The organism is Lacisediminihabitans sp. (genome assembly GCF_043726815.1).
Classification (GTDB): Bacteria; Actinomycetota; Actinomycetes; order Actinomycetales; family Microbacteriaceae; genus Lacisediminihabitans.
In genome coordinates this window covers 15,651-37,907 of record NZ_JAYSJZ010000023.1, presented here as the reverse complement: position 1 = coordinate 37,907, position 22,257 = coordinate 15,651, and the positions used below count along the sequence as shown (strand labels likewise).

At 66.7% G+C, this 22,257-nt stretch carries 20 protein-coding genes and 1 pseudogene; 9 read left to right on the top strand and 12 right to left on the bottom strand.

Translation table 11 applies throughout. The annotated features are described in order from the left end of the window. Nucleotides 1-98: 98 nt before the first annotated feature. Both ACHZD8_RS02480 and ACHZD8_RS02475 read right to left on the bottom strand, forming a co-directional pair. Nucleotides 99-1,547 (bottom strand): DHA2 family efflux MFS transporter permease subunit, encoded by a 1,449-nt coding sequence (locus ACHZD8_RS02480; protein WP_394768543.1) that lies wholly within the window; start codon nt 1,545-1,547, stop codon nt 99-101. Further along, nucleotides 1,544-2,566 carry an alpha/beta fold hydrolase gene (locus ACHZD8_RS02475; RefSeq protein WP_394768542.1) on the bottom strand — a complete coding sequence of 341 codons (1,023 nt, stop codon included), beginning with the start codon at nt 2,564-2,566 and terminating at the stop codon, nt 1,544-1,546. The genes ACHZD8_RS02480 and ACHZD8_RS02475 overlap by 4 nt, the downstream gene beginning before the upstream one ends. 243 nt (nt 2,567-2,809) lie before the next feature. On the opposite strand from ACHZD8_RS02475, the pseudogene ACHZD8_RS02470 reads away from it, so the two are divergent. After that, nucleotides 2,810-2,980 (top strand): annotated as a pseudogene (locus ACHZD8_RS02470) (sulfatase-like hydrolase/transferase); the annotation flags it as partial. A gap of 29 nt (nt 2,981-3,009) precedes the next feature. On the opposite strand, the gene ACHZD8_RS02465 reads toward ACHZD8_RS02470, so the two are convergent. Next, on the bottom strand, nt 3,010-3,351 hold the full coding sequence (locus ACHZD8_RS02465; protein WP_394768590.1) for a hypothetical protein: 342 nt from the start codon (nt 3,349-3,351) through the stop codon (nt 3,010-3,012). Nucleotides 3,352-3,493: 142 nt separating this feature from the next. Between ACHZD8_RS02465 and ACHZD8_RS02460 the strand changes: the two genes are divergently transcribed. Beyond that, nucleotides 3,494-3,580 carry an SHOCT domain-containing protein gene (locus tag ACHZD8_RS02460; RefSeq protein ID WP_394768586.1) on the top strand — a complete coding sequence of 29 codons (87 nt, stop codon included), beginning with the start codon at nt 3,494-3,496 and terminating at the stop codon, nt 3,578-3,580. A gap of 19 nt (nt 3,581-3,599) precedes the next feature. Here ACHZD8_RS02460 and ACHZD8_RS02455 read toward each other — a convergent pair whose 3' ends face one another. After that, nucleotides 3,600-4,580 (bottom strand): squalene cyclase, encoded by a 981-nt coding sequence (locus ACHZD8_RS02455; RefSeq protein ID WP_394768541.1) that lies wholly within the window; start codon nt 4,578-4,580, stop codon nt 3,600-3,602. 139 nt (nt 4,581-4,719) lie between these two features. On the opposite strand from ACHZD8_RS02455, the gene ACHZD8_RS02450 reads away from it, so the two are divergent. Then, nucleotides 4,720-6,477 (top strand): right-handed parallel beta-helix repeat-containing protein, encoded by a 1,758-nt coding sequence (locus ACHZD8_RS02450; protein ID WP_394768540.1) that lies wholly within the window; start codon nt 4,720-4,722, stop codon nt 6,475-6,477. Next, a complete protein-coding gene (locus tag ACHZD8_RS02445) occupies nt 6,478-8,361 on the top strand; it encodes an AAA family ATPase (protein WP_394768539.1) in 1,884 nt (627 codons plus the stop codon). Between the two features lie 91 nt (nt 8,362-8,452). Here ACHZD8_RS02445 and ACHZD8_RS02440 read toward each other — a convergent pair whose 3' ends face one another. Continuing rightward, nucleotides 8,453-9,226, bottom strand: a complete 774-nt coding sequence (locus tag ACHZD8_RS02440) for a hypothetical protein (protein WP_394768538.1) — start codon at nt 9,224-9,226, stop codon at nt 8,453-8,455. Between the two features lie 123 nt (nt 9,227-9,349). Here ACHZD8_RS02440 and ACHZD8_RS02435 point away from each other — a divergent pair, with 123 nt between their 5' ends. Beyond that, on the top strand, nt 9,350-11,380 hold the full coding sequence (locus ACHZD8_RS02435; protein WP_394768537.1) for a DUF262 domain-containing protein: 2,031 nt from the start codon (nt 9,350-9,352) through the stop codon (nt 11,378-11,380). 20 nt (nt 11,381-11,400) lie between these two features. Here the strand turns inward: ACHZD8_RS02435 and ACHZD8_RS02430 are convergent, their stop codons facing one another. Genes ACHZD8_RS02430 through ACHZD8_RS02420 form a run of 3 tightly spaced genes read right to left on the bottom strand, consistent with a single transcriptional unit; the run spans nt 11,401 to nt 14,693 of the window. Beyond that, entirely contained in the window at nt 11,401-12,756 is a 1,356-nt protein-coding gene (locus ACHZD8_RS02430; RefSeq protein ID WP_394768536.1) for an ABC transporter substrate-binding protein, read from the bottom strand. Beyond that, nucleotides 12,756-13,685, bottom strand: a complete 930-nt coding sequence (locus ACHZD8_RS02425) for a carbohydrate ABC transporter permease (protein WP_394768535.1) — start codon at nt 13,683-13,685, stop codon at nt 12,756-12,758. The genes ACHZD8_RS02430 and ACHZD8_RS02425 overlap by 1 nt, the downstream gene beginning before the upstream one ends. A gap of 15 nt (nt 13,686-13,700) precedes the next feature. Continuing rightward, nucleotides 13,701-14,693, bottom strand: coding sequence for a carbohydrate ABC transporter permease (locus tag ACHZD8_RS02420; protein WP_394768534.1), 993 nt, complete (start codon nt 14,691-14,693; stop codon nt 13,701-13,703). A 192-nt stretch (nt 14,694-14,885) separates the two neighbouring features. On the opposite strand from ACHZD8_RS02420, the gene ACHZD8_RS02415 reads away from it, so the two are divergent. Then, on the top strand, nt 14,886-15,872 hold the full coding sequence (locus ACHZD8_RS02415; protein WP_394768533.1) for a Gfo/Idh/MocA family protein: 987 nt from the start codon (nt 14,886-14,888) through the stop codon (nt 15,870-15,872). A gap of 43 nt (nt 15,873-15,915) precedes the next feature. Further along, the gene (locus ACHZD8_RS02410) at nt 15,916-16,920 is read left to right on the top strand and encodes a Gfo/Idh/MocA family protein (protein ID WP_394768532.1); all 1,005 of its coding nucleotides are present in this window, start codon (nt 15,916-15,918) and stop codon (nt 16,918-16,920) included. Nucleotides 16,921-17,005: 85 nt separating this feature from the next. Here ACHZD8_RS02410 and ACHZD8_RS02405 read toward each other — a convergent pair whose 3' ends face one another. Continuing rightward, a complete protein-coding gene (locus tag ACHZD8_RS02405) occupies nt 17,006-17,680 on the bottom strand; it encodes a TetR/AcrR family transcriptional regulator C-terminal domain-containing protein (protein WP_394768531.1) in 675 nt (224 codons plus the stop codon). Nucleotides 17,681-17,791: 111 nt separating this feature from the next. On the opposite strand from ACHZD8_RS02405, the gene ACHZD8_RS02400 reads away from it, so the two are divergent. Next, the gene (locus ACHZD8_RS02400) at nt 17,792-18,493 is read left to right on the top strand and encodes a DUF4386 domain-containing protein (RefSeq protein WP_394768529.1); all 702 of its coding nucleotides are present in this window, start codon (nt 17,792-17,794) and stop codon (nt 18,491-18,493) included. A 56-nt stretch (nt 18,494-18,549) separates the two neighbouring features. Then, nucleotides 18,550-19,575, top strand: a complete 1,026-nt coding sequence (locus tag ACHZD8_RS02395; RefSeq protein ID WP_394768527.1) for an NAD(P)-dependent alcohol dehydrogenase — start codon at nt 18,550-18,552, stop codon at nt 19,573-19,575. Nucleotides 19,576-19,606: 31 nt separating this feature from the next. Here ACHZD8_RS02395 and ACHZD8_RS02390 read toward each other — a convergent pair whose 3' ends face one another. From ACHZD8_RS02390 to ACHZD8_RS02380, 3 genes are all read right to left on the bottom strand, one after another. Further along, a complete protein-coding gene (locus ACHZD8_RS02390; protein ID WP_394768526.1) occupies nt 19,607-20,206 on the bottom strand; it encodes a nucleotidyltransferase domain-containing protein in 600 nt (199 codons plus the stop codon). A 71-nt stretch (nt 20,207-20,277) separates the two neighbouring features. Next, on the bottom strand, nt 20,278-21,093 hold the full coding sequence (locus ACHZD8_RS02385; RefSeq protein WP_394768524.1) for a ThuA domain-containing protein: 816 nt from the start codon (nt 21,091-21,093) through the stop codon (nt 20,278-20,280). After that, a complete protein-coding gene (locus ACHZD8_RS02380; protein ID WP_394768522.1) occupies nt 21,090-22,253 on the bottom strand; it encodes a Gfo/Idh/MocA family protein in 1,164 nt (387 codons plus the stop codon). The genes ACHZD8_RS02385 and ACHZD8_RS02380 overlap by 4 nt, the downstream gene beginning before the upstream one ends. Nucleotides 22,254-22,257: the final 4 nt, after the last annotated feature.

Genomic DNA, 22,257 nt, shown 5'->3' with positions numbered 1-22,257 from the left:
AGCGAGGCCTGACACGGCGGATCTGGGACGCGCGGCCTCGTCCACGTCGTCGGCGTATCTGCCGAGTCGCGGCCCGCGAGGGCTCGCGGTCAACGCCCCTACCGCCGGACGGCGCTCTCCGTCACGGGCGTGGTGAGCGGCCGCGGTCGTCCGCGCACCACCCGAAACGCAAACGCCGCGGCCACGAGCGCGGCGATCGCCGCCGCGGCGAATGAGCCCTGAAGCCCGTAGGCAATCGACTCGCTTGCCGTGGCTCCGGCCGAGACCTGCTCCTGCACCCGGGCGGCGGCCACGGCGCTGAACGCCGCGATTCCGATGGCGCCCCCGACCTGGGAACTGGCGTTCGCCAGGCCCGACGCCAGCCCGGATTGGGCCGCCGGGACGCCGGAGGCGATCACCATCGTCGACGGCGTGAAGCTGAGCGCGACTCCCGCCGCCGCCACCAACAGCCCGGGCAGCACGTCCAGGGAATAGGTCGGCCCGGCGGGGTTCCGGGCGAGCCACAGGTGCCCGGCCGCGAGCAACAGCAGGCCCAGCATCAGCGTGCGTTCCGGCCCGATGGCACGGAGGATGCGGGGCAGCAGGAGCAGAGAGACGACGAATCCGGCGACCGAGGTCGGCAGCATCGCGATCCCTGCCGCATTGGGGGCCAGCAGCAGAACCTGCTGAAGGTAGAGGGCGCTGAGGAGGAAGGTGGAGACCCGCGCCGCTCCCCCGAGCAGTCCGATGATCACGCCGGCCGAGACCGACCGCTGCCGGAAGAGGGCGAGGGGAACGATCGGGTCCGCCGCGGACCGCTCGATGAACACGAAGGCGACGAGCAGCGCGACCCCGGTCAGCGCTCCCCCGATGGTCTCCACCGAGAACCAGCCTCGGTCCACGACCGAGAGGGTCGCGTAGATGAGGGCGAGGGCCGCCCCGGTGATCGTGATCGCCCCGAAGACATCGAAGGTGCGGCGAATGCGCTCCCCCGAGTCGGCGGAGAAGAGAAACCGCGCAGAGACCAGGGCGAGGAGGGTGATCGGGATCGTGATGAAGAACACCCATTGCCAGCCGAGGGATGCGGTGACCAGTCCGCCCACGGAGACCCCGACAGCACCGCCGGCCGCCGAGGCCGCGCCCCACGCGCTCATCGCCTTCGCCCGTGATGCACCTGGGAATTCCACGAGGATCACCGAGAGGGCGGAGGGGCTCAAGACCGCCGCGCCGAGTCCCTGCAGGGCGCGGGCCACGACCAGCACGGTCTCGGTGGGCGCGATGCCCGCCAGCAGGGTCGCGGCGGTGAAGAGCGCGGCACCGGCCATGAACATCCGGCGGCGGCCGAAGAGGTCCGCCGCCCGCCCGGAGAGCAGGAGGAACCCGCCGAAGGCGAGGAAGTAGGCGTTGACCACCCAGGCCACACCCGTCTGCGTGAGGTGAAGGTCGTGCTGGATCGACGGCAGCGCCACGTTCACCACGGCGGTGTCGAGCATCACAACGAACTGTGCCGAGACGAGCACGGCCAGCCCCACGCGCCTCCTCAGCGTCGAGCCGCCCACGGGGTTCATTTGCCCCCGCCCAGGAAGTCGGTGATCTTCGCCGCCATCGCCGCCGACTGGGTCCAGTGCAGGTAGTGCTGGCCCCGGAGCACCATGATCTCGTGGCGCTCCACGTTCTTCACCTGGTCGTCGTGCATCTCACGCCAGCGCGGGATCGTGGCGACGCTGTCGGCGGCCAGGAACGTGAGCACCGGCAGTCCATCGGGGTAGGTCATCCCCTGGAGCCGGCGGGCGTTCCGCCCGATCTGAGCCATCTCGTTCGCCACGGCGTCGTTGCCGAAGTTCCAGCTGGTCATCAGGTGGATCCGGCGGCGTTCGCTCGCCGTGTACGCTCCGCCCTCCGGCTCACCGAGAAGCGCGGGGGCGACGGCACTCAGACCCCGGGCAAGGCCCGTCGTCGAGGCCAGCCGAGCCGGATTCACACCACCGCTCGGGACGCTGGGGGCGTCCACCTTGCCCGCCGGCACGGTCGGATCGATGCCGATCACCGCGGACACCTCCTTCGGATACTTGTTGGCGTAGTAGAGCGTGTAAAAGCCGGAGATCGAGTGGCCAACGAGCGTGTACGGCCGTTCGATGTCGAGCCTCGACAGTACCTCGTGCAGTTCGGCGGAGATGTTCTCCACCGTTCGTGGCCTCGCTGTCATGTCGCTGTAGCCGTATCCCAATCCCTCGACCACGATCACGTCAAAGGCACCGAGTCGCCTGATCAGCGGGGCGAAGTCCAGCGCGGGAGCGGCGGTGCCCAGGCCGCTGAGCAGCACGAGCGGCGGTCCGGAGTGGCCGTTGCGATAGACGTTGAGAGAGCCGCCGTCAACCTTCACCCGATGGCCGTACGGCGCGGTGACAGACCGCTCGACACGCTCCTGGATCAGGTTGGTGGCGGTCGAGCCGAAGAGCAGCCCGATCAGGGCGAGGGCGACGATGCCGAGGGTGCGCGCCCCTCTCCTCCGTCGGTGCGTCCGCCCCTCGGACGTCGGGCGGTCGGATGGTGGTGAAGCGATTGTCTGCGCGGTGTCGACGGTCATTTCAAGCCCTTCGGGTCGAATAACTCAAACACAATTGTTTGAATTACTCCACCATAACTCATACACGGTTGTATGCGATAGTGCAGAGAGACGATCCGTTGGGCCTCAAATGGTCGTGTTTGGTTTGTGACCCGCCGTCGGGCTCCACACGGTCACTGGGGCGGCGGTGGTAGAGAGCGACGGGTCGAAAGTCCCAAAACGGAAAGCCTCTGCTTTGGAAATCTGTTGGCCAAGGGAGTGTCCATGTCAGCCAACCCGAACATTCTTGTCATCCGGGGGGATGACATCGGGCAGTCGAATCTCAGTTGTTACAGCGACGGGCTAATGGGGTACCGCACGCCCAATATCGATCGGATCGCCGAGGAAGGCGCTCGCTTCACCGACTACTACGGTGAGCAAAGCTGCCCGGCCGGACGAGCCGCGTTCATCACCGAGCAGAACCCCTACCGGACCGGCCTGACCAAGGTCGGATCCCCGGCGCGGACACAGGAATTCGGCCGGAGGATCCGACCATCGCGACGGCGCTCAGCGCCCACGGATATGCCGCAGGACAGTTCGGCAAGAACCACCTCGGCGATCGTGACGAGCACCTGCCGACCAGGCACGGGTTCGATGAGTTCTTCGGCAACCTCTACCACCTCAACGCCGAGGAGGAGCCGGAGCTCGACGACTACCCCACGGAAGCGGACTTCCCGAACTTCCGCAAGAACTTCGGCCCGCGCGGAGTCATTCACTCGTGGGCACAGGAGGATGGCACCCAACGGATCGAAGACCGCGGACAACACGATCGTGGTCTACTCCAAAGACAACGGGCCGCACATGAACTCCTGACCGAACGCCGGGATGACGCCGTTCCGCGGCGAGAAGAACTCCAACTGGGAGGGGGTCCCCTCGGCGACTCCCGCTGAGGGAGATTAGACGTCACAGATCGAGAGGCTGGCCACGCTCAAGACCGCCGGCGTGATCAGCGACGCGGAGTTCGCCGCGGCGAAGGCCAAGCTTCTCGGCATCTGACCCGCATCAAGCGGGCGGGCTACCCGCGGTTCGCCTCGTCCCACCAGTCGAGCACGCGGGTGCCGTAGAACGTCAGCCACTTCGATGGCTCCCCAGCCGGCACGTCGACCTCGAACCACACCCGCCCCGGATGCCGGCGTTCCTGAAGCCAGGTGCCGTCCGGCAGACGGGCGGCTCGGATCACGTCGATCGCGTCGGCGATCCGCGGATCGGGCTGGGTGCCATCCTGGAGCGCGGCGGCGCGGAAGTAGTCCGCCGCGTTGAGCACGCTGTAGAACCAGCGGAACGGGTAGACGAAACGGGTCGCCCACGACGCGACGAGCTCCCCCGTGGTGAGGGAGCGCATCAGCCGACGCTCGAGCAGGTACTCCTCGGCGAATCGCCGGGCTTCGCGCAGCTCGACGCTGCCGCCGGTCGCGACCTCGTGGTACAGCAGTCCCTTGAGGGAGTTGAGCGTGGAGTGGAACGACGAACGGGTCGAGCCCTCCACCCACTCGCAGTTCCAGCCGCCGTCGGCCATCCGGTGCTCGAGGAACCACTGGGCGAGCCCGGAGACATCCGCGCCGAGCCACGCCCCGTTGGCGAGAGTGTATGCGTTGATGCAGCAGTCGACCTCGCCGCCCCAGTACGGCAGGTCGTTGTATTCCCAGCGGCTGTTCGCGGCGAGCAGTTCCGCCGTGCCGGCGAGCAGCGCCGCATCCACGCCCCACTCGCGAAGGGCGTTGACCGACCAGGTGGTGGCGGTGTATGGCTGCCCGGCGCCCTCGGCCGCCTCCGGACCCTCGAAGTCAAATCCTTTGGGGAAGTAGGCGCCGCCCGCCCACTGGCCGTCGACGTCCTGGAGCGCGAGCAGTTGAGCGCCGAATCCCTCCTTTCCCACGCGCGCCCGGGTCGCCTGCCACACTTCCGCCGGCGCGCCGGCCAGGTCGCGCTCGACCTGCCAGCGGAGGGCCGGATCGGCATCGAGCATCCAGTCGAGAAGGGCGGGTTCGGTGGCCATGGTCCGCAGGGTACTCCCGACCACCGAGAGACGAAAGCCGAGGGAGTTCGCGTCGATGGAGCCGAATGCCCCAGCTCTGTCGCTGGGCACCGGGATGGGAGTATCTTCACTCAGAACGCGGACATCGCAAGGAGTGCTCGTGACGACCTTCAAGATCGGCAGCGGGATGATGCGATCATCCACGGTGCAGTCGGTGCTGGCCGAGCTGAAAGTCGGAGACGTACTCGAATTCGCCGCCGGCGATCACGTGGTCGGAGACGTCAGCTTCACCTCGGTGTCGATGAGGGCCGCGATACCGGGCACCGCGTCCGTCAAGGGCCACTTCCAGTACAGCGGGCAGGCGTCCATCGTCGGGCTAGCCATCGACGGCCGGATCAACACCATCAAGCAGGCGCGTCTCGAGGTCGCGCAGTGCACCCTGCGGAACTCCGCTGACAACCTGATCGTGGCTCGGGACTACAGCCAGGTCACCGTCACCGGCTGTGATCTCTCCGGATCGTCCACGGAACATCCCGCCGTCTTCGCCGAGGGCGGGAGCACAATCATCCTGTCTGGCAGCAGGCTGCACGACATTCCCCAGAACGGGGCCGAGGCACTCGAAAACGCCGTGCTCGAGGTGCGAGACTGCGACCTGACGGGATGCGGCAACTTCGGCCTGTATGTCGGCCGCGGAGGCAAGCTCGTCGTCACAAACTCGTCGATCCATGGCATCCAGAACAATCCGGTGTACGCGACTCAGGGTAGCCATATCGACGTTAGCGAGTGCCGCTTCTGGGACGTCGGCTCGGCGGCGATTGTGCTCCTGGAGGGTGCCTCGGCGACGGTGCACGGCTCGCAATTCCAGTCCATCGCGGGTAACGGCATCCTTGTCGGGTCCAAGTCCCAGGCGATCGCGACCGCCTGCACCTTCCTGGACACCAGCTACCCGGCCATTGCCGTTTCCGGCACGGGAACCAGTGCCACGATCGAGCAATGCTTGATCCAGCGGTGCGGCGGGGAGGGATACTGGGGCGTCGGGGTCGGAATGGGCGACGGCGACACGCCCACGGCGCGGCTATCGAGTACGCGCATCTGCGACTGTGCGGGGCCGGCGGTGCACCTTCACCGGGATGCGCGGGTCGACATGGAGAATTGTGATCTCGAGAACTGCGGCGGGGCGCTCCTGTTCTCGGAGAGCGGCGAGGCGCGCCTGAGGGACGTCCGCTTCGTGGCCAGGGACCTCGCCGGTGCATTCCGACTCGATGGGCGTGGGGCCGTCAGCGTCGAGAATTGCCGCCTCAACGGGGAGCCGATACCGAACGGGCCGGTGGGAGACAGGGTCAGTTTCAGGAAGCTCGATGCGCTCGTCGGTCTTGCCGGCGTCAAGCAGGAGTTGCGGAGCCTCGTGGACTTCGCGGCGGTTCAACGGCAGCGCAGAGAGCAGGGATTCGCGACATCCGGTACCTCGCTCCACCTGGTCTTCACTGGCAGCCCGGGCACCGGCAAGACGACCGTCGCGCGGATCGTCGGCGAGATCTATGCCGGGCTCGGACTGCTCAAGTCGGGCCATGTCGTGGAGGTAGATCGGGCATCCTTGGTCGGCGAGTTCGTCGGCCAGACGGCGCCGAAGACGATGGCCGCGATCGAACGCGCCCTCGACGGCGTGCTGTTCATCGACGAGGCCTACTCGCTCACCGGAGGAGCCGGCCAGGCTAACGACTTCGGCGGGGAGGCCATCGACACGCTTCTCAAGGCAATGGAGGACAACCGCGATCGCCTCGCGGTGATCGTCGCCGGCTACACGGCTCCGATGCGCAAGTTCATCGACTCGAACCCCGGGCTGCAATCACGATTCACCCGCTACATCGAATTCGAGGACTACGCGGTCGAGGAGCTTCAGCAGATTCTGACCACGTAGTTGACCGACCACGAGTTCACCGTGACGCCCGACGCCAGAGTCAGGGCTGCCAAGGTGATCACCGACCTTCATCGAAGCCGCGGTGAGGCGTTCGGCAACGGGCGGGCGATGCGCCAGCTGTTCGAGACGATCGTGGAGCGCCAGGCACGACGGTTGGCATCCCTGCCGGCCACGGAACCCGCCGACCTGCAGCAGATCGTCGCCGACGACATCCCCGAGGATCGGAACGCGGTCGTGGCCGACATCGACCTGCTGCTGGCCGAACTCGACGGCATGATCGGCCTCACCGATGTCAAACGTGAAATCCGACAGCTCGTCGACCTCGTGCGCCTCAATCAACTACGGGTGCGGGAGGGAAGGGAACCGATCCCGGTGAGTCTGCACATGGTCTTCTCCGGCAACCCGGGCACCGGTAAGACAACCGTGGCGCGCCTCGTCGGCCAGATCCTTCACGGACTCGGGCTACTGCGGCGGGGCCAGATGGTGGAAACCGATCGCGCGTCGTTGGTGGCCGGCTATGTCGGCCAGACGGCGATCAAGACGACAGAAGTCGTGCAGACCGCCCTCGACGGCGTGCTGTTCATCGACGAGGCCTACACGCTCACGGGCGAAGCCGGCCGGGCCGACGACTTCGGCGGCGAGGCCATCGACACCCTGCTCAAGGCAATGGAGGACAACCGCGATCGCCTCGCCGTGATCGTCGCCGGGTACACCGCGCCCATGCGCAAGTTCATCGACTCGAACCCCGGACTGCACTCACGATTCACCCGCTACATCGAATTCCGCGACTACGGGGTCGACGAGCTCCGGCAGATCCTGGACGTCATGTTGCGGAAGAACGACGTGGATCTCAGCACGGAGGCCGCCGAGAAGCTCACCCGGGTCATCACCGACCTTCATCGCAATCGCAGCGACACCTTCGGAAACGGGCGCGCGATGCGCCAACTGTTCGAAACGATCATGGAGCGCCAGGCACGACGGTTGGCATCCCTGCCGGCCACGGAACCCGCCGACCTGCAGCATATCGTCGCCGACGACATCCCCGGCGATCGGGCCGCGATCGTGGCCGATGTCGACCTGCTGCTGGCCGAGTTGGACGGGATGATCGGACTTGCCGACGTCAAACGGGAGATCCGCAAGCTCGTGAACCTCGTGCGACTCAACGAGCGACGGCAGCGCGAGGGACAGGATCCGTTCCCGGTGAGTCTGCACATGGTCTTCTCCGGCAACCCGGGCACCGGTAAGACAACCGTGGCGCGCCTCGTCGGTCAGATTCTTCTCGGACTCGGGTTGCTGCGACGCGGTCACACCGTGGAAACGGACCGTAGCGCATTGGTGGCGGGGTATGTCGGTCAGACCGCACTCAAGACGACAGAAGTCGTGAACTCGGCCCTCGACGGTGTCCTCTTCATCGACGAGGCCTACTCACTCACAGTGGGAGCCGGCCAGCCCAACGACTTCGGCGGTGAGGCAGTGGACACCCTGCTCAAGGCGATGGAAGACAACCGCGATCGCCTCGCCGTGGTGGCTGCGGGCTACACCACGAGGATGCAGGAATTCATCGCGTCGAACCCCGGCCTCAAGTCTCGCTTCACACGTGTGCTTCAGTTCGCAGACTTCACACCCGACGAGCTCACGTCGATCTTCGTTGCGCTCTGCGAGAAGTCAGGGATGGAGGTGGCGCCCGACGCGCACTCTGCGGCGCGAGCCATGTTCGATGCCCTCTGGAGCACGCGGGGGGAGGACTTCGGAAATGGGCGGCTGGCCCGCACGCAGTTCGAGTCCACAATCGAACGGCAAGCGGAGCGATTGATGGCCGACCCGGAGGCATCCACTCGCATCATCACGGCGATAGACATTCCCCCGGTCGGCGGGCTTCGCTGATGATTGTGGCGTCCGCCCGGCACGCGGTCGAGCCTCAACGACAGAGGCCCCGGTCGCACGACCGGGGCCCCTGTTCAGATGCTGCGGAGGATCAGGCCTCGCTCATCGCCGTCTTCTCGGCCTGGCCCTTGGCGGCGTAGTACGCGGCACGCGCCGCGATGCGCCGCGTCTGCTCGGCCTGTCCGGCGTCGAGGATGTCCTGCGGCACCTCGACGTTGGGCACGCGGCTCTGGGCGTGGTGCTTCTCCATGTACGCGTCCAGCTCGGGGCCGGACTCCCAGGAGGTGATCAGGCAGTAGCGCGGCTCGGTGCCGACGTGGGTGGCTGCATGCCAGAGGCGCTGCGTGTCGATGATCAGCTGGGCACCGGCCGGCAGGGCGATGCGGTACTCGACGCTCGGGTCTGTGCGGTTCTCGCGCAGCACGAAGTAGCTGTCCTTGTCGTCGCTGAGGTTGAAGAATCCGCGAACGACCCAGCCGGTGCCGTCCGGGTTGAGGCGGTTGTTGTCGTCCTGGTGCAGGTTGTACAGGCAGTCCGCGTAGGTGTTCGGCAGCAGCTCGATCACGCGGCAGCGACCGACATTGGAGCCGGGCTCCTGGGCCCGTCGGGTGAGGTTCGGCGCCTTCTCGACCTGGCTCGGAATCCAGACGCCGTCCTTGTCGGTGCGCGGCGGCTTGTGGTTCCAGAAGCCGTTGACCTCGATCTCGCCGAAGGCGCTGGCGAGCGGCGCGAAGCGGGTCTCGCCAGACGACTTCCAGTCGACGTACTCGATGTCCAGCCATTCCTTGGGGTCGAGCTCCTGGTTGTAGCGGTCGAGAACCACGTAGCCGGTCTCTTCGAGTGCGGCAGATTTGATGTAACCCATGATCGAAACCATGTCCTTTCGTCGAGGGCGAGCACGTTTTTACACGCCCAACTTAGGCGAGCCTAACATTCGGCGCCTGAGGGCGATCGAGCCACGCTCGCGGGCGAATAGGCTGGATTCACTATGAGCTCCGCCACGAATATCGATGCGACCGCCGTCAACACGATCGGCTGGCTCTCCGCCGCGCAGACGACCATCGTCGTTCCGGTGTACCAACGCCAGTACCGCTGGGACATCGGAGCCTGCGAGCAGCTGCTCTCCGACATCCGCGAGGTCGCCGACGCCGACGACCGGCAGATGCACTTCATCGGCTCCATCCTCTCCTCCGCCAGCACCGGGGGAGACGGCGCCGAACTGGTGCTCATCGACGGCCAGCAACGCATCACAACGCTGATGCTCCTGATCGCCGCGCTGCACCACAGCGTGCTGAACGACCCGGTGCTGGCCGCCGACCCCACGCTCTCCGCCGATCTCGAGAGGGTGCTCGTGAGAGGCACCGGGGCCGATGCCGCGCGCACCAAGCTCCGCCCGCACCGCGCCTGGGCGCAGGTCTTCGAGAGCGTCGTGCTCGACCGTCGTTTGGCGGATGACGAGGCCCGCGATTCCCGCTTCGACGACAACTATGCCTTCTTCCGCAGCCAGATTCCCGCCGCGGAGGCCCGACGAATCTGGACCGGCCTGCAGCGACTGGAGCACGTCGCCATCACCCTTGGCGCCGACGCGAACGCGCAGCAGATCTTCGAGAGCCTCAACTCCACGGGCGAACCGCTCCAGGACCACGAGCTGATCCACAATTACGTGCTCATGGGCCTGTCGCACGCCGAACAGAGCGAGATCGAGGACTCGTTCTGGCTGCCGATCGAACAGAACACCGGCGAGTCCATCGGTACCTTCTGGCGTCACTATCTCGTCGGCACGACCGGGCGCGAGGTCGACACCGTGGGCGGTCGGGGCGTGTACGACGCCTTTCGGCATCGCTTTCCGCGGCTCGATCTCGAGACGCTGCGCGCACACGCGGCCGAATGGCGGGAGTACTCGGCGATCTATCGCACGCTGCTGGAGCCGACTGAGGCGTCGGACCCGGACATCGCCCGCCAGCTCGCCCACGTCAACACCTTCGGGCGGGCGATGTACCCACTGGCGATGCGGGCCTACCGCGACTTCTCCCGGGGCGCCGTGGACAAGCACTCCCTCCTCGCCACGGTGGAGCACGTGCAGGCACTGCTCCTGCGCCGCACGGTGGTCGGTGTGTCCACCGATCGACTGGTGGCCCGGCTGTGCCGCGCACGGGAAGAGGGGCCCGCCTCCCTGATCGACGCGATCGCCAGGATCACCCCCTCGGATGAGCGCGTGCGGGTTGCCGTGAAGTACGGGGAACTCCCCCACCCCGCCTACGTGCTCGGGCGCCTCGCGAACGTCGACGGCATTGCCGACCTGGACGTGGACCACATCTTTCCGCTGGCACCGGGCGACACCTGGAGCGGCGACGGAACGCGGGAGTGGGTCGAATACAGCGAGGACGAGCAGAACAGCCACCGGGCCCTCGCGCACACCCTCGGCAACCTCGCCCTCCTCGAGCAACCGCTGGCGGAGCGCGCGGCCAACACCTCATTTCCCGACAAGCGCGCGTCCGTCTACGCCCGGAGCGCCATCCGCACCACTCGCGAACTCGCCGACACCGTCGCCTGGGGAACGTCCGCCATCGCGGAGCGCACGGCCCGGCTCACCGCCGACTTCCTGCGGATCTGGGCGCGTCCCGGCACGGTGGGCATCGACGATGACGGCCTCACCCCGATCCTCGACGCCCAGCGCAGGCGCGGGTGGCCGCGGGGCTGGCAACGGGAGTTCGACTACGTCGAGTACCGCGGCGAGCACTGGGAGGTGCAGGACGTGAAGTACCTGTTCGACCGCGTGTTCAAACGGCTCTGGGCGGATGAACGGCAGCACGTCGTGGAGTTCAGCGCGCGCCGCGGCGGCCCCATCTTCGAGGCGCAGGCCTGGAACGGGCAGTGGCACGCGCTGGACGACACGCACTTCCTCTACCTGGGCTGGGATTCCAGATACATGCTCACCGCGGTTCAGGGCGTGCTCGAGGAGGCCGGCCTCGCCTCCGAGGTGTTCGTGAAGTACTCCTACATCGGCGAGGTCATGTAGCGAAGGCCGCCCCCCACCGGTCACACGCCCGTGCGTCCGAAGCCCTTCGGAAGTTTGAACGGACAGTACAACTCCATCTGCGGAGCAACTCGGGCCTGCGCGGTCTCGAGCGCCTCGATGGGAGTCTTCGTGCCGAGCTTGACGCTGTCCTGGGCCTGCGCCATCGAGTCCCACCAGATCTGGCTCACCGGGAACGGCGGCCGGGAGGTGGAGAACTTCAGCTGGTCGACGAGCAACCCGAGCGAGGTGATGGCCGGGTCGGTGCTCTTCAGCACGTCGCGCTGGGTCGGCACGGCACCCACGGCCGGCATGTAGATCTCCTGACCCGGCTTGCCGCAGTAGAACTTCATGAAGTCCCACATCTCCTTGGTCATCGACGCGCCCTTTGGCGCCACGAGCGAGAAGCCTCCCGACCAGGTGTACGGCTTGGCCCCCTTCTTGGGCACGGGAAGGTAGGTGTACCCATAGTCGAGGTTCGGCACGTACTTCTTCAGGGAGTTCACGATCGGCTGGGCGATCAGGAAGCCCTGCTGTTCGCCCTGGAACGATGTCTGGGCCGGCGGATGATTCGGAGGCTCGTAGGTCGCCTTGAAGGCGTCGACCTTGCCGAAGTCCATCTCCCGGGCCTGGTCGTAGAGGAAGGTGTACGCATCGAGGATCGGCTTCGCCGTGAGATCGATCGAGCAATTGGAGTCGTCGAAGAAGGTCGCCTGGTTGCCCAGTGACCAGGTGTACGCCCAGGCCTCGCCGTCCCAGGGGATGAGCCCCAGCCGGGTGTAGTTGCCGCGCCCGTCCTTCTTGGTCATCTTCTGGCTGATCTCGAGCACCCGCTCGATGGTGGGCGGACCGTTCTTCGGATCGAACTCGTCGAGGTCGACGCCCACGGCGCGGAGGAGCTTCTTGTTGTAGTAAAGCACGCGAGTGTCGGTGTCCATCGGCAGTCCGTAGACCTGGCCGTTGAGGCTGAGCGAGTCGGTGGAGAACTGCAGCCACTGGTCGAGAAAGGTGCTGTCCTCGTACTTCTCGATGAGCGGCGTGATCGATTCCAACAGGCCGAGAGAGGCGTACTGGGCGCAGCTGAAGGCGTCCATGTACCAGAGGTCGGGGGCAGTGCCGCCGCGAACCGCGGTGATGATGCTCGTCGCGTCACCCGTGCCGTTGCTCGGCACGGTGCTGTTGACCACCGAGATGTTTGGGGCCACCTTGCCGTAGGCCTCGATGATCTTCTTCTCGACGGGTCGCTGGTCACCGCCCACGCCCCACAGCCGAATCTGGTTCGGATCCTTCGTACCGGCCGTGCAGCCAGCCAACATTCCGAGGCCCGCGAGGGCGCCCACGGCGGCCGCGCCGCCGAGAAAGGTGCGTCGTTGCATCATTATTTGAATCCACCTAACGTGATCCCCTTGAGGAAGTAGCGCTGGAAAACGAAGAACAGGATGATGAGCGGCGCGATCACCAGCACTGACGCGGCCATCAGTTCGTTGAATTGGATGTCCTGCTGGTTGGTCTGACGGAAGGCCTGCATCCCGATGGACAGGGTCTGCACACTCACGTCCTGCAGGTAGATCAGCGGGCCCATGAAGTCGTTCCACGCGCCGACCGCCGAGAAGATGGCGACCGCCGTGAGGGCGGGCAGCGCGGTCGGGAACACCAGCCGCCACGCGATCGCCCACTCGCTCGCCGCATCCAGGCGGGCCGCATCCAACATGTCCTTCGGAATCTGCAGCAGAAACTGGCGAAGCAGAAAGACGAAGAAGGCCGAGGCGAACAGGTTGGGCACGATCAGCGGCAGCCAGGTGTTCACCCAGCCGAGATTGGCGTAGAGGTCGAACATCGGGATGAGGGTGACCGGAAACGGGATGAAGAGCGTGGCGAGCACGATGTAGAACACTCGGTCACGTCCCTTCCACTCGATGCAGGCGAAGCCGTACGCCACGATGAAGTTCGACACGACCGAGAACACCACCGAGAGCACCGTGATCACCGCGGTGTTGCGAAAGAAGCTCCAGAACGGCATCGCGTTGACCGCGTTGACGAAGTTCTCCCAGTGGAATTCCTGAGGGAACCAGGTGGGCGGGTAGTGCGAGAGTTCCTGGCCGCTCTTGAGCGCGGAGGCGATCATCCAATACAGCGGAAGCAGGAAGAGCAGGCTCAGGCCGATCATGAGCACCCTTGCGATCACGGAGCTGTACCACCTCTGCCGGCTGCCGTCCCTGGCGCGCCCCACCTCCTCCCGCTTCGGGGCATCGAGCACGGCCTCGTCTTCGGGGCCTTGCTGCTGCGGTGTTGTTGTTGTCAATGTCACGTCTGCTTCTCCTGTTCAACCCGCGGCAACGTCATAGTTGACGAATTTCTTGGAAATGAAGTACACGAGCCACGCCAGGAGCATGCCCGCCACGAAGAGGAGCACGGCCAGCGCGGAGGCATAACCGAGCGAGGCGTAGCTGAAGGCGTTCTTGTAGAGGTAGAGCATGTAGAACAGCGTTCCGTTGTCCGGTCCGCCCACCCCGTTCGTGAGCACGTAGGCCTGCGTGAACACCTGCAGGCCGCCCGAGATCCCCGTGATGAGGTTGAACAGGATCGCCGGCGTGAGGAGCGGAAGCGTGATCGAGACGAACTGCCGCACCGGGCCGGCACCGTCCACGCGCGCCGCCTCGTAGAGGGTCACCGGAATGTTGCGCAGGCCCGCGAGGAAGATGATGGCGGCGTTTCCCGCCGCCAACTGCGCCATCAGCACGATCACGATCTTGGCGGAGGTCGGCTCGCCGAGGAGGTTGGTGTTGCCCGCCCCGAACAGGGTCAGAAACTGGTTGAAGACGCCGAACCGGGGGTTGACGAACACCACGAAGATGAACGACAGCGCGAACGCCGGCACGAGCGACGGGATGTAAAGCGCGGTGCGGTACCACGCGACCTCGCGCACGTTCCGGTTCATCGCGAGGGCAAGCAGCACGGCCACGACGAGCCCGATCGGCACGGCGAGCCCCGCGTAGAAGAGCGTGTTGCCCGCCGAGATCTTCACGAGCGGATCGGTGAAGGCGGTCAGGTAGTTCTGCAGCCCGACGAAGGTCGGCTTCGACATTCCCGAGTATCGGGTCAGGCTGATGATGAGCGAATAGACCAGCGGATACAACACGAAAATGACCAGGCCGACAATCCACGGCGAGATGAACAGCAGCCCTAGGCCGAGGTTCTTCTTGTCGCGAATCGTCAGCCTTCGCGACACCGTTCGGGCGCCGCGAGCCGCGTCCGCCGTTGCTTCCGGTGAGCGGCGCCTTGCGCCAGCGCCCACCACGTCAATCGAGTTCGCCATCGAGCCTCCAACGTCTTGGCACTTCCGCGTGCCTCACTGTCGACGCCATCTCGGCGGCAACTCCGACCGACCATACAGGAGGTTCTACCCCAAAAGGGGGAACTTTTCCGATTTAGTCAAAACCCTTGATTAATAGCAGGCGGTCTGTTCGGATTGGGGAATCTGTTCCCCAAGACTTGAGGTTGAAACACCGTGGCAAAGACGCTCAACGTGGCCGTACTCGGCTTCTGGCACGTTCATGCGGGCGATTACGCCCGCCAGGCACAGGAAGATCCGGGCACCACCCTGGTGGCCGTCTGGGACGACGACGCCGATCGCGGGAGGGAGGGCGCCGCCCGGTTCGGCGTGGAATTCGTCGGCGATCTGGATGAACTCCTGGCTCGCCCGGACATCGATGCCGTGACGGTCACCACCTCGACGAACGTGCATCGAGACATCATGGTGAAGGCAGCAAACGCGGGCAAACACATCTTCACCGAGAAGCTTCTCGCGCCCACCGTCGCGGAGGCCGAGGAGATCCTCGCCGCGGCCGACGCGAACGACGTGAAGGTCGTGGTGTCGCTCCCCCGGCTGTACGACGGGTACACGCAGGCCATCCGCACCGTGATCGACGGCGGCGGGCTCGGGCGGATCACCTACTCACGGGTCAGGCTCTCGCACGGCGGCGCGGTCTCGGGCTGGCTGCCCGAGCGCTTCTTCGACCGGCAGACCGCCATCGGCGGCGCGCTTACCGACCTCGGCTGCCACCCCGTCTACCTCACCCAGCTCTTCCTCGGGGCCGCGCCGTCGACGGTGTCCGCCACCTACCGGTCGGTGACCGGCCGTGTGGTCGACGACTCCGCCGTCGTCACCGTGGGGTACGACAACCAGGCCATCGGCGTGATCGAGGCCGGATTCGTGAGTGAAAATCCCTTCACCGTCGAGATCTTCGGCACGGAGGGCAGCCTGGCCTACTCCGACTGGGGCAACACCCTCACCGTGTCCGGCGCCGCCTTCGGTGGCGAAGGCTGGCACTCGATCGACGTGCCGGATGCCGTGCCGGGCGCCTTCGCCCAGTGGGTCGATCACATCGCCGACGGCACGCGTGCCGACGAGAACCTCTCCCGCGCGGTGGAGCTCACCAGGCTGGTGGTCGCGGCGAACGCGGCGGCCGCATCCGGGGCATCCGTCTCGCTCTGATCACCCCCTTCATCTTCGCTTCATAGAACGGATCACCTTCACCATGCCTCTCAACCACGTACGAATCGGTCTCATCGGCGCCGGCGGAATCGCCACCGAGCACATTCGCGGCTACCTGGCCCACCCCGACACGACAACCATCACGGCCGTCGCCGACGCCGTGCCGGAGACCGCCGCGCAGCGCGGCAGGGAGCTGAACGCCACGTCGTACACCGACTTCAACGAGCTCGTGCTGGACGAGAACGTCGATGCCGTCGACATCTGCCTCCCCCACCACCTGCACAAGGATGCCATTGTGGCCGCGGCGCGCGCGGGCAAGCACATCCTCTGCGAGAAGCCGCTCTGCCTGACCCCGGAGGAGGCCCGCGAGGTGCAGGCCGCCGTGACCGAGAACGGCGTGACTCTCATGTGCGCCCACAACCAGCTCTTCATGCCGGCGGTGGCCAAGGCCAAGGAGTTGCTGGATTCCGGCGCGATCGGAACGGTCTTCGAGGTGCGCACCACCGACAGCTTCTACAACCACTTCGACCCGGCGAACATGGGCTGGCGAGCGAGCGCCAAGACCAGCGGCGGCGGCGAGCTGATCGACACCGGCTACCACCCGACCTACCTGATGCTGCACCTCGCCGGCGGCGTGCCGGTGGAGGCCACCGCGCTCTTGTCCACCCATCGTCTGAAGTTCATGGAGGGCGAGGACTCGGCGCAGGTGCTCGTGCGCTTCGACAACGACGTCGTCGGCCACCTCGCCACGAGCTGGGCCTACGACCCCACTCCGGCCACCGAGCGCTTCTCCGCCGTCGGCGACCTCGGCTCCCTCTCGAGCGACGGCGTCTCGTTGACCCTGTCGCTGCGCGCCGGCACCGTCGAGACCTTCGAGTTCGAGGATGTCGAGACCTTCTCCGCGGAGATCGGGCACTTCGCCGAGAGCCTCATCAACGGAACCCGCCCGCTGCACACCGAGAAGGAGGGTGTGGAGGTGCTCGGCATGATCCTCGCGGCCTATGAGGGCGCGCGCACCAAGACGCTCGCGCCCGTGTTGCAGTTCTGATCGGGACGATCACCGGGGCGGGTTCGGGATCGCGGGCCCGCCCCGCCGCGTAGACGCCGTAGCACGGAACGATCGCGCGTCGCTCCTAGTCGGCGTCCCGCATACTCTCGAGCCCGTCGAGCACGAGATCCAGCCCCACCAGGAACTCGTCACCGTAGAAGTACCCGGGCTTCAGCACGTGGTCGGCGGTGAGCTCGGCCAGGTACGGGTATTCGCTGCGCGGCAACTGCGCCAGCATGATCTCGGCCATCGCCGCCGTCTCCTCCGGCGTCGTGAACGGCAGGCTCTTCTCCTGCATCGCAAACCCGTAGATGTAGCTGTCGACAGCCGAGAACGCGTGCGCCGTCTTCTCGATCGAGAAACCGCCGTTGCGGAACGTGCCGATCACCCGGTCGTGATGGCGGAGGGTTGCCGGTCCCGGATTGGTGCCGGAGTCGCGCACCGTGGTCGCCCAGGGGTGGCGGGCCAGCACCTCGCGGAACGAGATAGAGCGCTTGCGGATGGCCGCCTTCCAGCCGTCGCTGTGAGACGGCAGCTCGATCTCCCCGAAGATCGCATCGGCCATGCCGTTGATGAGGTCGTCTTTGTTGGCGACGTGGTTGTAGATCGACATCGCCTCCACGCCCAGGTCTTCGCCGAGGCGCCGCATGGTGAGGGCGTCGAGACCCGCGGTGTCGGCGAGCCGCACGGCGGCGGCGATCACCCGCTCGCGGTTCAGACGCACTCGCGCCTCGGGTGCCGATTCGCTCGGTGATGCCATTTCGCTCCCCTGAACTCTCCTGGTTGACAAACCTTACCACGTACATATAACTTGCTTACATCATACGTTTACAGCGTAAGCACCCCCAATATACAACGTAAGGAATGGGCAATGACCACTCACCTTCTCCCCGCGCCCACCGCTCGGGCCACCCGCTTCGCCCTCAACCCCGTCCGCTGGTCCCAGCGCACCGGAGCCCTCGTCACGGGCACCGCCCTCACCGCCATGGTGTTCCTGGCCGTGTTCGCCAACTTCGTCGCCATCAACGGTCTCGTGACCGTGGACGATGCGCGCAAGACCGCCGATGCCATCTCAGGCTCGCCGATGCTCTGGATCGCCGGCATCGCCGCCATGTACATCGTTGCGCTCCTCGACATCGTCGCCGCCGTCGGCACCACGGTGGTCTTCGCCCCCGTCAGCCGGGCGGTGTCCACGGGGGCCGGGGTGACGAGAATCGCCTTCGCCGTCTGGTTCATGGTCGCGCTCGGCCAACTCGTCGTCGCCTTCACCCACCTCGACGCCCCCGACGCGGCGCTCTCCAACATCGCGGCGTTCACCTCGATCTGGCACACCGCGCTCGCGTTGTTCGGGGTGCACCTCCTCCTGGTCGGCTATCTGTCGATCCGCTCCGGTTTCGTGCCGAAGGTCTTCGGAATCCTCATCGGCATCGCCGGTCTTGGCTACATCGCCGACCTCGTGGGCACGCTGCTCTCCCCCGGCTTCGCGCCCACCTTCGGCCTGTTCGGATTCGTCGGCGAGACCGCGATGATCTTCTGGCTCCTCATCGGCGGTCGCCGCCTCCCGCGCAACTGACCCGCGCTGAACGCTCCCCCACCGTCACGCCCACTCAGAGAACAGGAACCCGAACCATGCAAACCACCCACACCGCCGACCGTATGAGGGCCGTCGTCTCGCGCAGCTACGGTCCGCCGGAGTGCGTCGAGATCGAGGAGATCGCCAAACCGGTCCCCCGGGCGAACGAGGTGCTCGTGCGCAACTTCGCATCCGTGATGACCGCGGCGATGGTCGAGGCGAGACGCGGCCCCCTGATGGCGCGGCTCTACTTCGGCCTCACCAAGCCCAAGTGGCCGGTGCTCGGCACGAACTTCGCCGGCACCGTGGAGGCGGCGGGAGAGGCGGTGACCCGATTCGCCGTCGGCGACCAGGTCTCCGGAGTCAACACCGCCGGTCTCGCCGCCCACGCGGAATACGTCGTGGTCGCCGAGGCGGGAGTGATCGCGCTGACGCCGGCGAACCTGAGCGACGCCGAAACCGTCTCAGTGTTCGACGGATCCATGACCGCCCTGCCGTTCCTGCGCGACCGCGCGCGGCTCTCCCCCGGTCAGTCGATCCTCATCAACGGCGCCGCCGGAGCGGTCGGGTCCGCGGCGGTCCAGCTCGCGAAACACTCTGGCGCGCGCGTCACGGCGGTGTGCAGCACGGGCAATGTCGACGCGGTGAGGGCCCTCGGCGCCGACGACGTGATCGACTACACCGCGGAGGACTTCACCACGGCCAGGGACCGCTACGACGTCGTCTTCGATGCCGTGGGCAAGAGCTCCTTCGCCCGCTCCCGACGGGCGCTCACCCGCGATGGCCTGTACCTCACGACGGTGCCCTCGCCGGCCATCCTGCTCCGGATGCTGTGGACCTCCCGGTTCGGTCGGCGCAAGGCCGCGATCCTGTTCACGGGCCTGGCCAAGCCGGAAGAGATGGCGAAGAACCTGGGCTTCCTGGGCGAACTCGCCGAGTCCGGCGCGCTCGTCCCCTTCATCGGCCGCACGGACCGGATGGAGGACGCGGCAGCGTCCCATCGCCACGTGGAGACGGGACACAAGAGGGGAAGCGCCGTCCTCACGTTCGGTGATGCCGGTGGGCCCGCCGGCGCGCGCTGAAATCAGCACTGCCGAGGCTGGTCGCCGCGGCCTAGAGCCGGGCCAGCCAGGGATGACGCGGGGACACCACCGTCAACGACTCCCTCAGCCAACGGGTTTGGGTCGAGTCAAGGTGCCCCCGGGCGCATTCGAAGTCGGCCTCGTCCTTTGCGCGGGGGTTGGCGCTCTTGTAGAGCAGCTGCACCTCCAGGCCGAGCACGCGACGATCGGAGTTCGTCGCCGGGCCGTCCAGTTCTGAGACCGGGCGACGGATGCGTTGATCACGGCGGTACACCCACTGGCCATCGTCGGTGTCGTCGATCATGAGTTGCAGGGACCACGGTGATGACGGCGAGCGCCGACACCAGATGTCATGGATCCCCGGAGTGAGGTACTCCCCCTCGGCCCAGGGGCGAAGAGTTCCCGGGGGGTCCGCCGCGTGAAGGTCCCACCCAGCGAGGTGACGCTGAACCGATGACTGGTCGGCGCGAAGGACGAGAACGTCGACGTCCGAGTGCGCACGGCTCTGTCGGCCCAGGTGCAGGTCGATGGCCCAGCCACCGGCGATCCACCATCGGCAGGTCATGCCGCGAAGTTCGTCGGCCACCTCGGCGGGCGTCAGCGGTTCCCACGTCCCCAGCGAATCGCCCATACCGCCATCATCGCAGCACAGCGAAGCCGCCCTCAGACCCGGGACCATCCGTGCGGATCGACCAGTCCCGCTCAGCGTTCGCGCGGCGTGACGGGCTCGCGGGTGTAGTAGTCCACAAGTCCGTCGGGCGAGGTCAGCACCGGACGGTCGAACTCGCCCCTCAGGTACATCGGCGTCACCACGTACGGCTCACGTGCCCGCTCCGGGCGCGCCCACCGCACTCCGTTCGCGATCACCCGCCGCACGTCCGGGTGGTGATAGACCGGGTAGACCTCGTCGCCGGGGCTGAAGTAGAAGACGCGTCCGTAGCCGCGCCGGTAGGTCACTCCGCTGCGGAACACCTCGCCGCCGGAGAAGCTGCTGATGAACACCAGCTCGTCGGGCTCCGGGATGTCGAAGAACTCGCCGTACATTTCCTGCCCGGGGATCACGATCGGCTGGGCCACGCCCTCGGTGATCGGATGCCGCGGCGCGATGGTCCAGACCAGCTCGCTGTCGCCATCGTTGCGCCAGCGCAGACTGCAGGTGGTGCCCATCAGGCGTCGGAAGATCTTCGAGTGATGGCCGGAGTGCAGCACGATGATGCCCATGCCCTCGAGCACGTGACGCTGGATACGGTCGACGACCTCGTCGGAGACCTCCTCGTGGGCGGTGTGCCCCCACCACAGCAGCACGTCGGTGGCCGCGAGCGTCTCTTCGGTCATGCCGTGCTCCGGGTCGTCAAGCACCCGGGTCGACACCGTCACGTCGCCGCCGAGCAGGTCGGCGATGCCGTCCGCGATCGTGTTGTGCATCCCGTCGGGGTAGATCCCGCGCACGACGGGGTTCACCTTCTCGTGCCGGTTCTCCCCCCAGACGACGACTCGGATCGGTTCTGTACTGGTCATCGGGCGCCTCCAGACGCGATAGTGGCCGGGGTGGATCCCCAGGCCGGGGTAGCGATGCCGTCCGCGGCGCTGGTCCAGGAACGCAACCGCTCCACGACGTCATCGCTCTGCTCGTCGGCGATGGCCCGGGCGAGCGACTCCTCCAGCAGCTCGGCGACGACCACGCGCTCGCCTCCGCGTTCGCTGCTGCGGATCGCTCCCTCGACCATCGCGAGGCTGAGCACGTTCGCGCGCACCTCGTTCTGCGGTGTCGTGCCGGTGCGCAGGGAGCGCACGAACTCTTCCAGGGACGCCTCGATGCCCTCTCGCCCGGTGGGCAGGGCAATCCCGATCCCGTCGGAGTCCACCCGCACCACGTCGTCGCCGTCCCAGGCCGCGGCGCCACGCTCGGCGTAGACGTGCCAGTCGGCGTTCCACGAGGTCTGCAGGCCCGGCGTGCACCGACTGCCCGAATAGACGAACCGTGCACCCGAGTCGAGTTCGAACTCGGCCGTCGCCGCGGCGTCGCCGGCGAACCAGCTCCAGGGCGGGTTCCACGAGCTGCAACGCACCGCCACCGGCTCGTCGTCGGTGAGGTAGCGGAGCATGTCGAAGTGATGGATGGACATGTCCACGAGCAGCGGATGCGCCATCTGCTCACGGAACCCCGGCTCGTGATCGGAGTGGAAGAACTGCGCGTGCACCGCGGCCAGTGGCCCGAGCTGCTTGACGGCGCCGCGGAACGCCGACAGGTGGTTGAAGTAGCGTCGGGACTGGCTCACCATCAGCAGGCCGCCGGTGATGTCGGCTATCGCGACCTGGCGGAGTGCCTCGGCGACAGTCGGGGCCAGCGGCTTCTCGCACAGCACGGGTAGGCCGGCGCGCAGGGCCTGCTCGTTCACGATCCGATGGGCCTGCGGCACGGTCACATTGACCACCGCCGCCGCCCCGGCGCGTTCCGCCACGTCGGCGACCGAATCCCCCACGACCGCTCCGTCGAGACCGAGTGTCGCGACCGCGGAGGCCGCGAGGTCGAGGTCCAGGTCCACAACTCCGACCGGCACCGCGTGCGGCGACGTCGCGAGCATGCGGATCCACGCGGTGCCCATTGCGCCGGCACCCACCACGACGACCGGCAGGCGGTCTCCTGGCGTGTTCGGATGGTTCGTGAAATCGATCATCGTG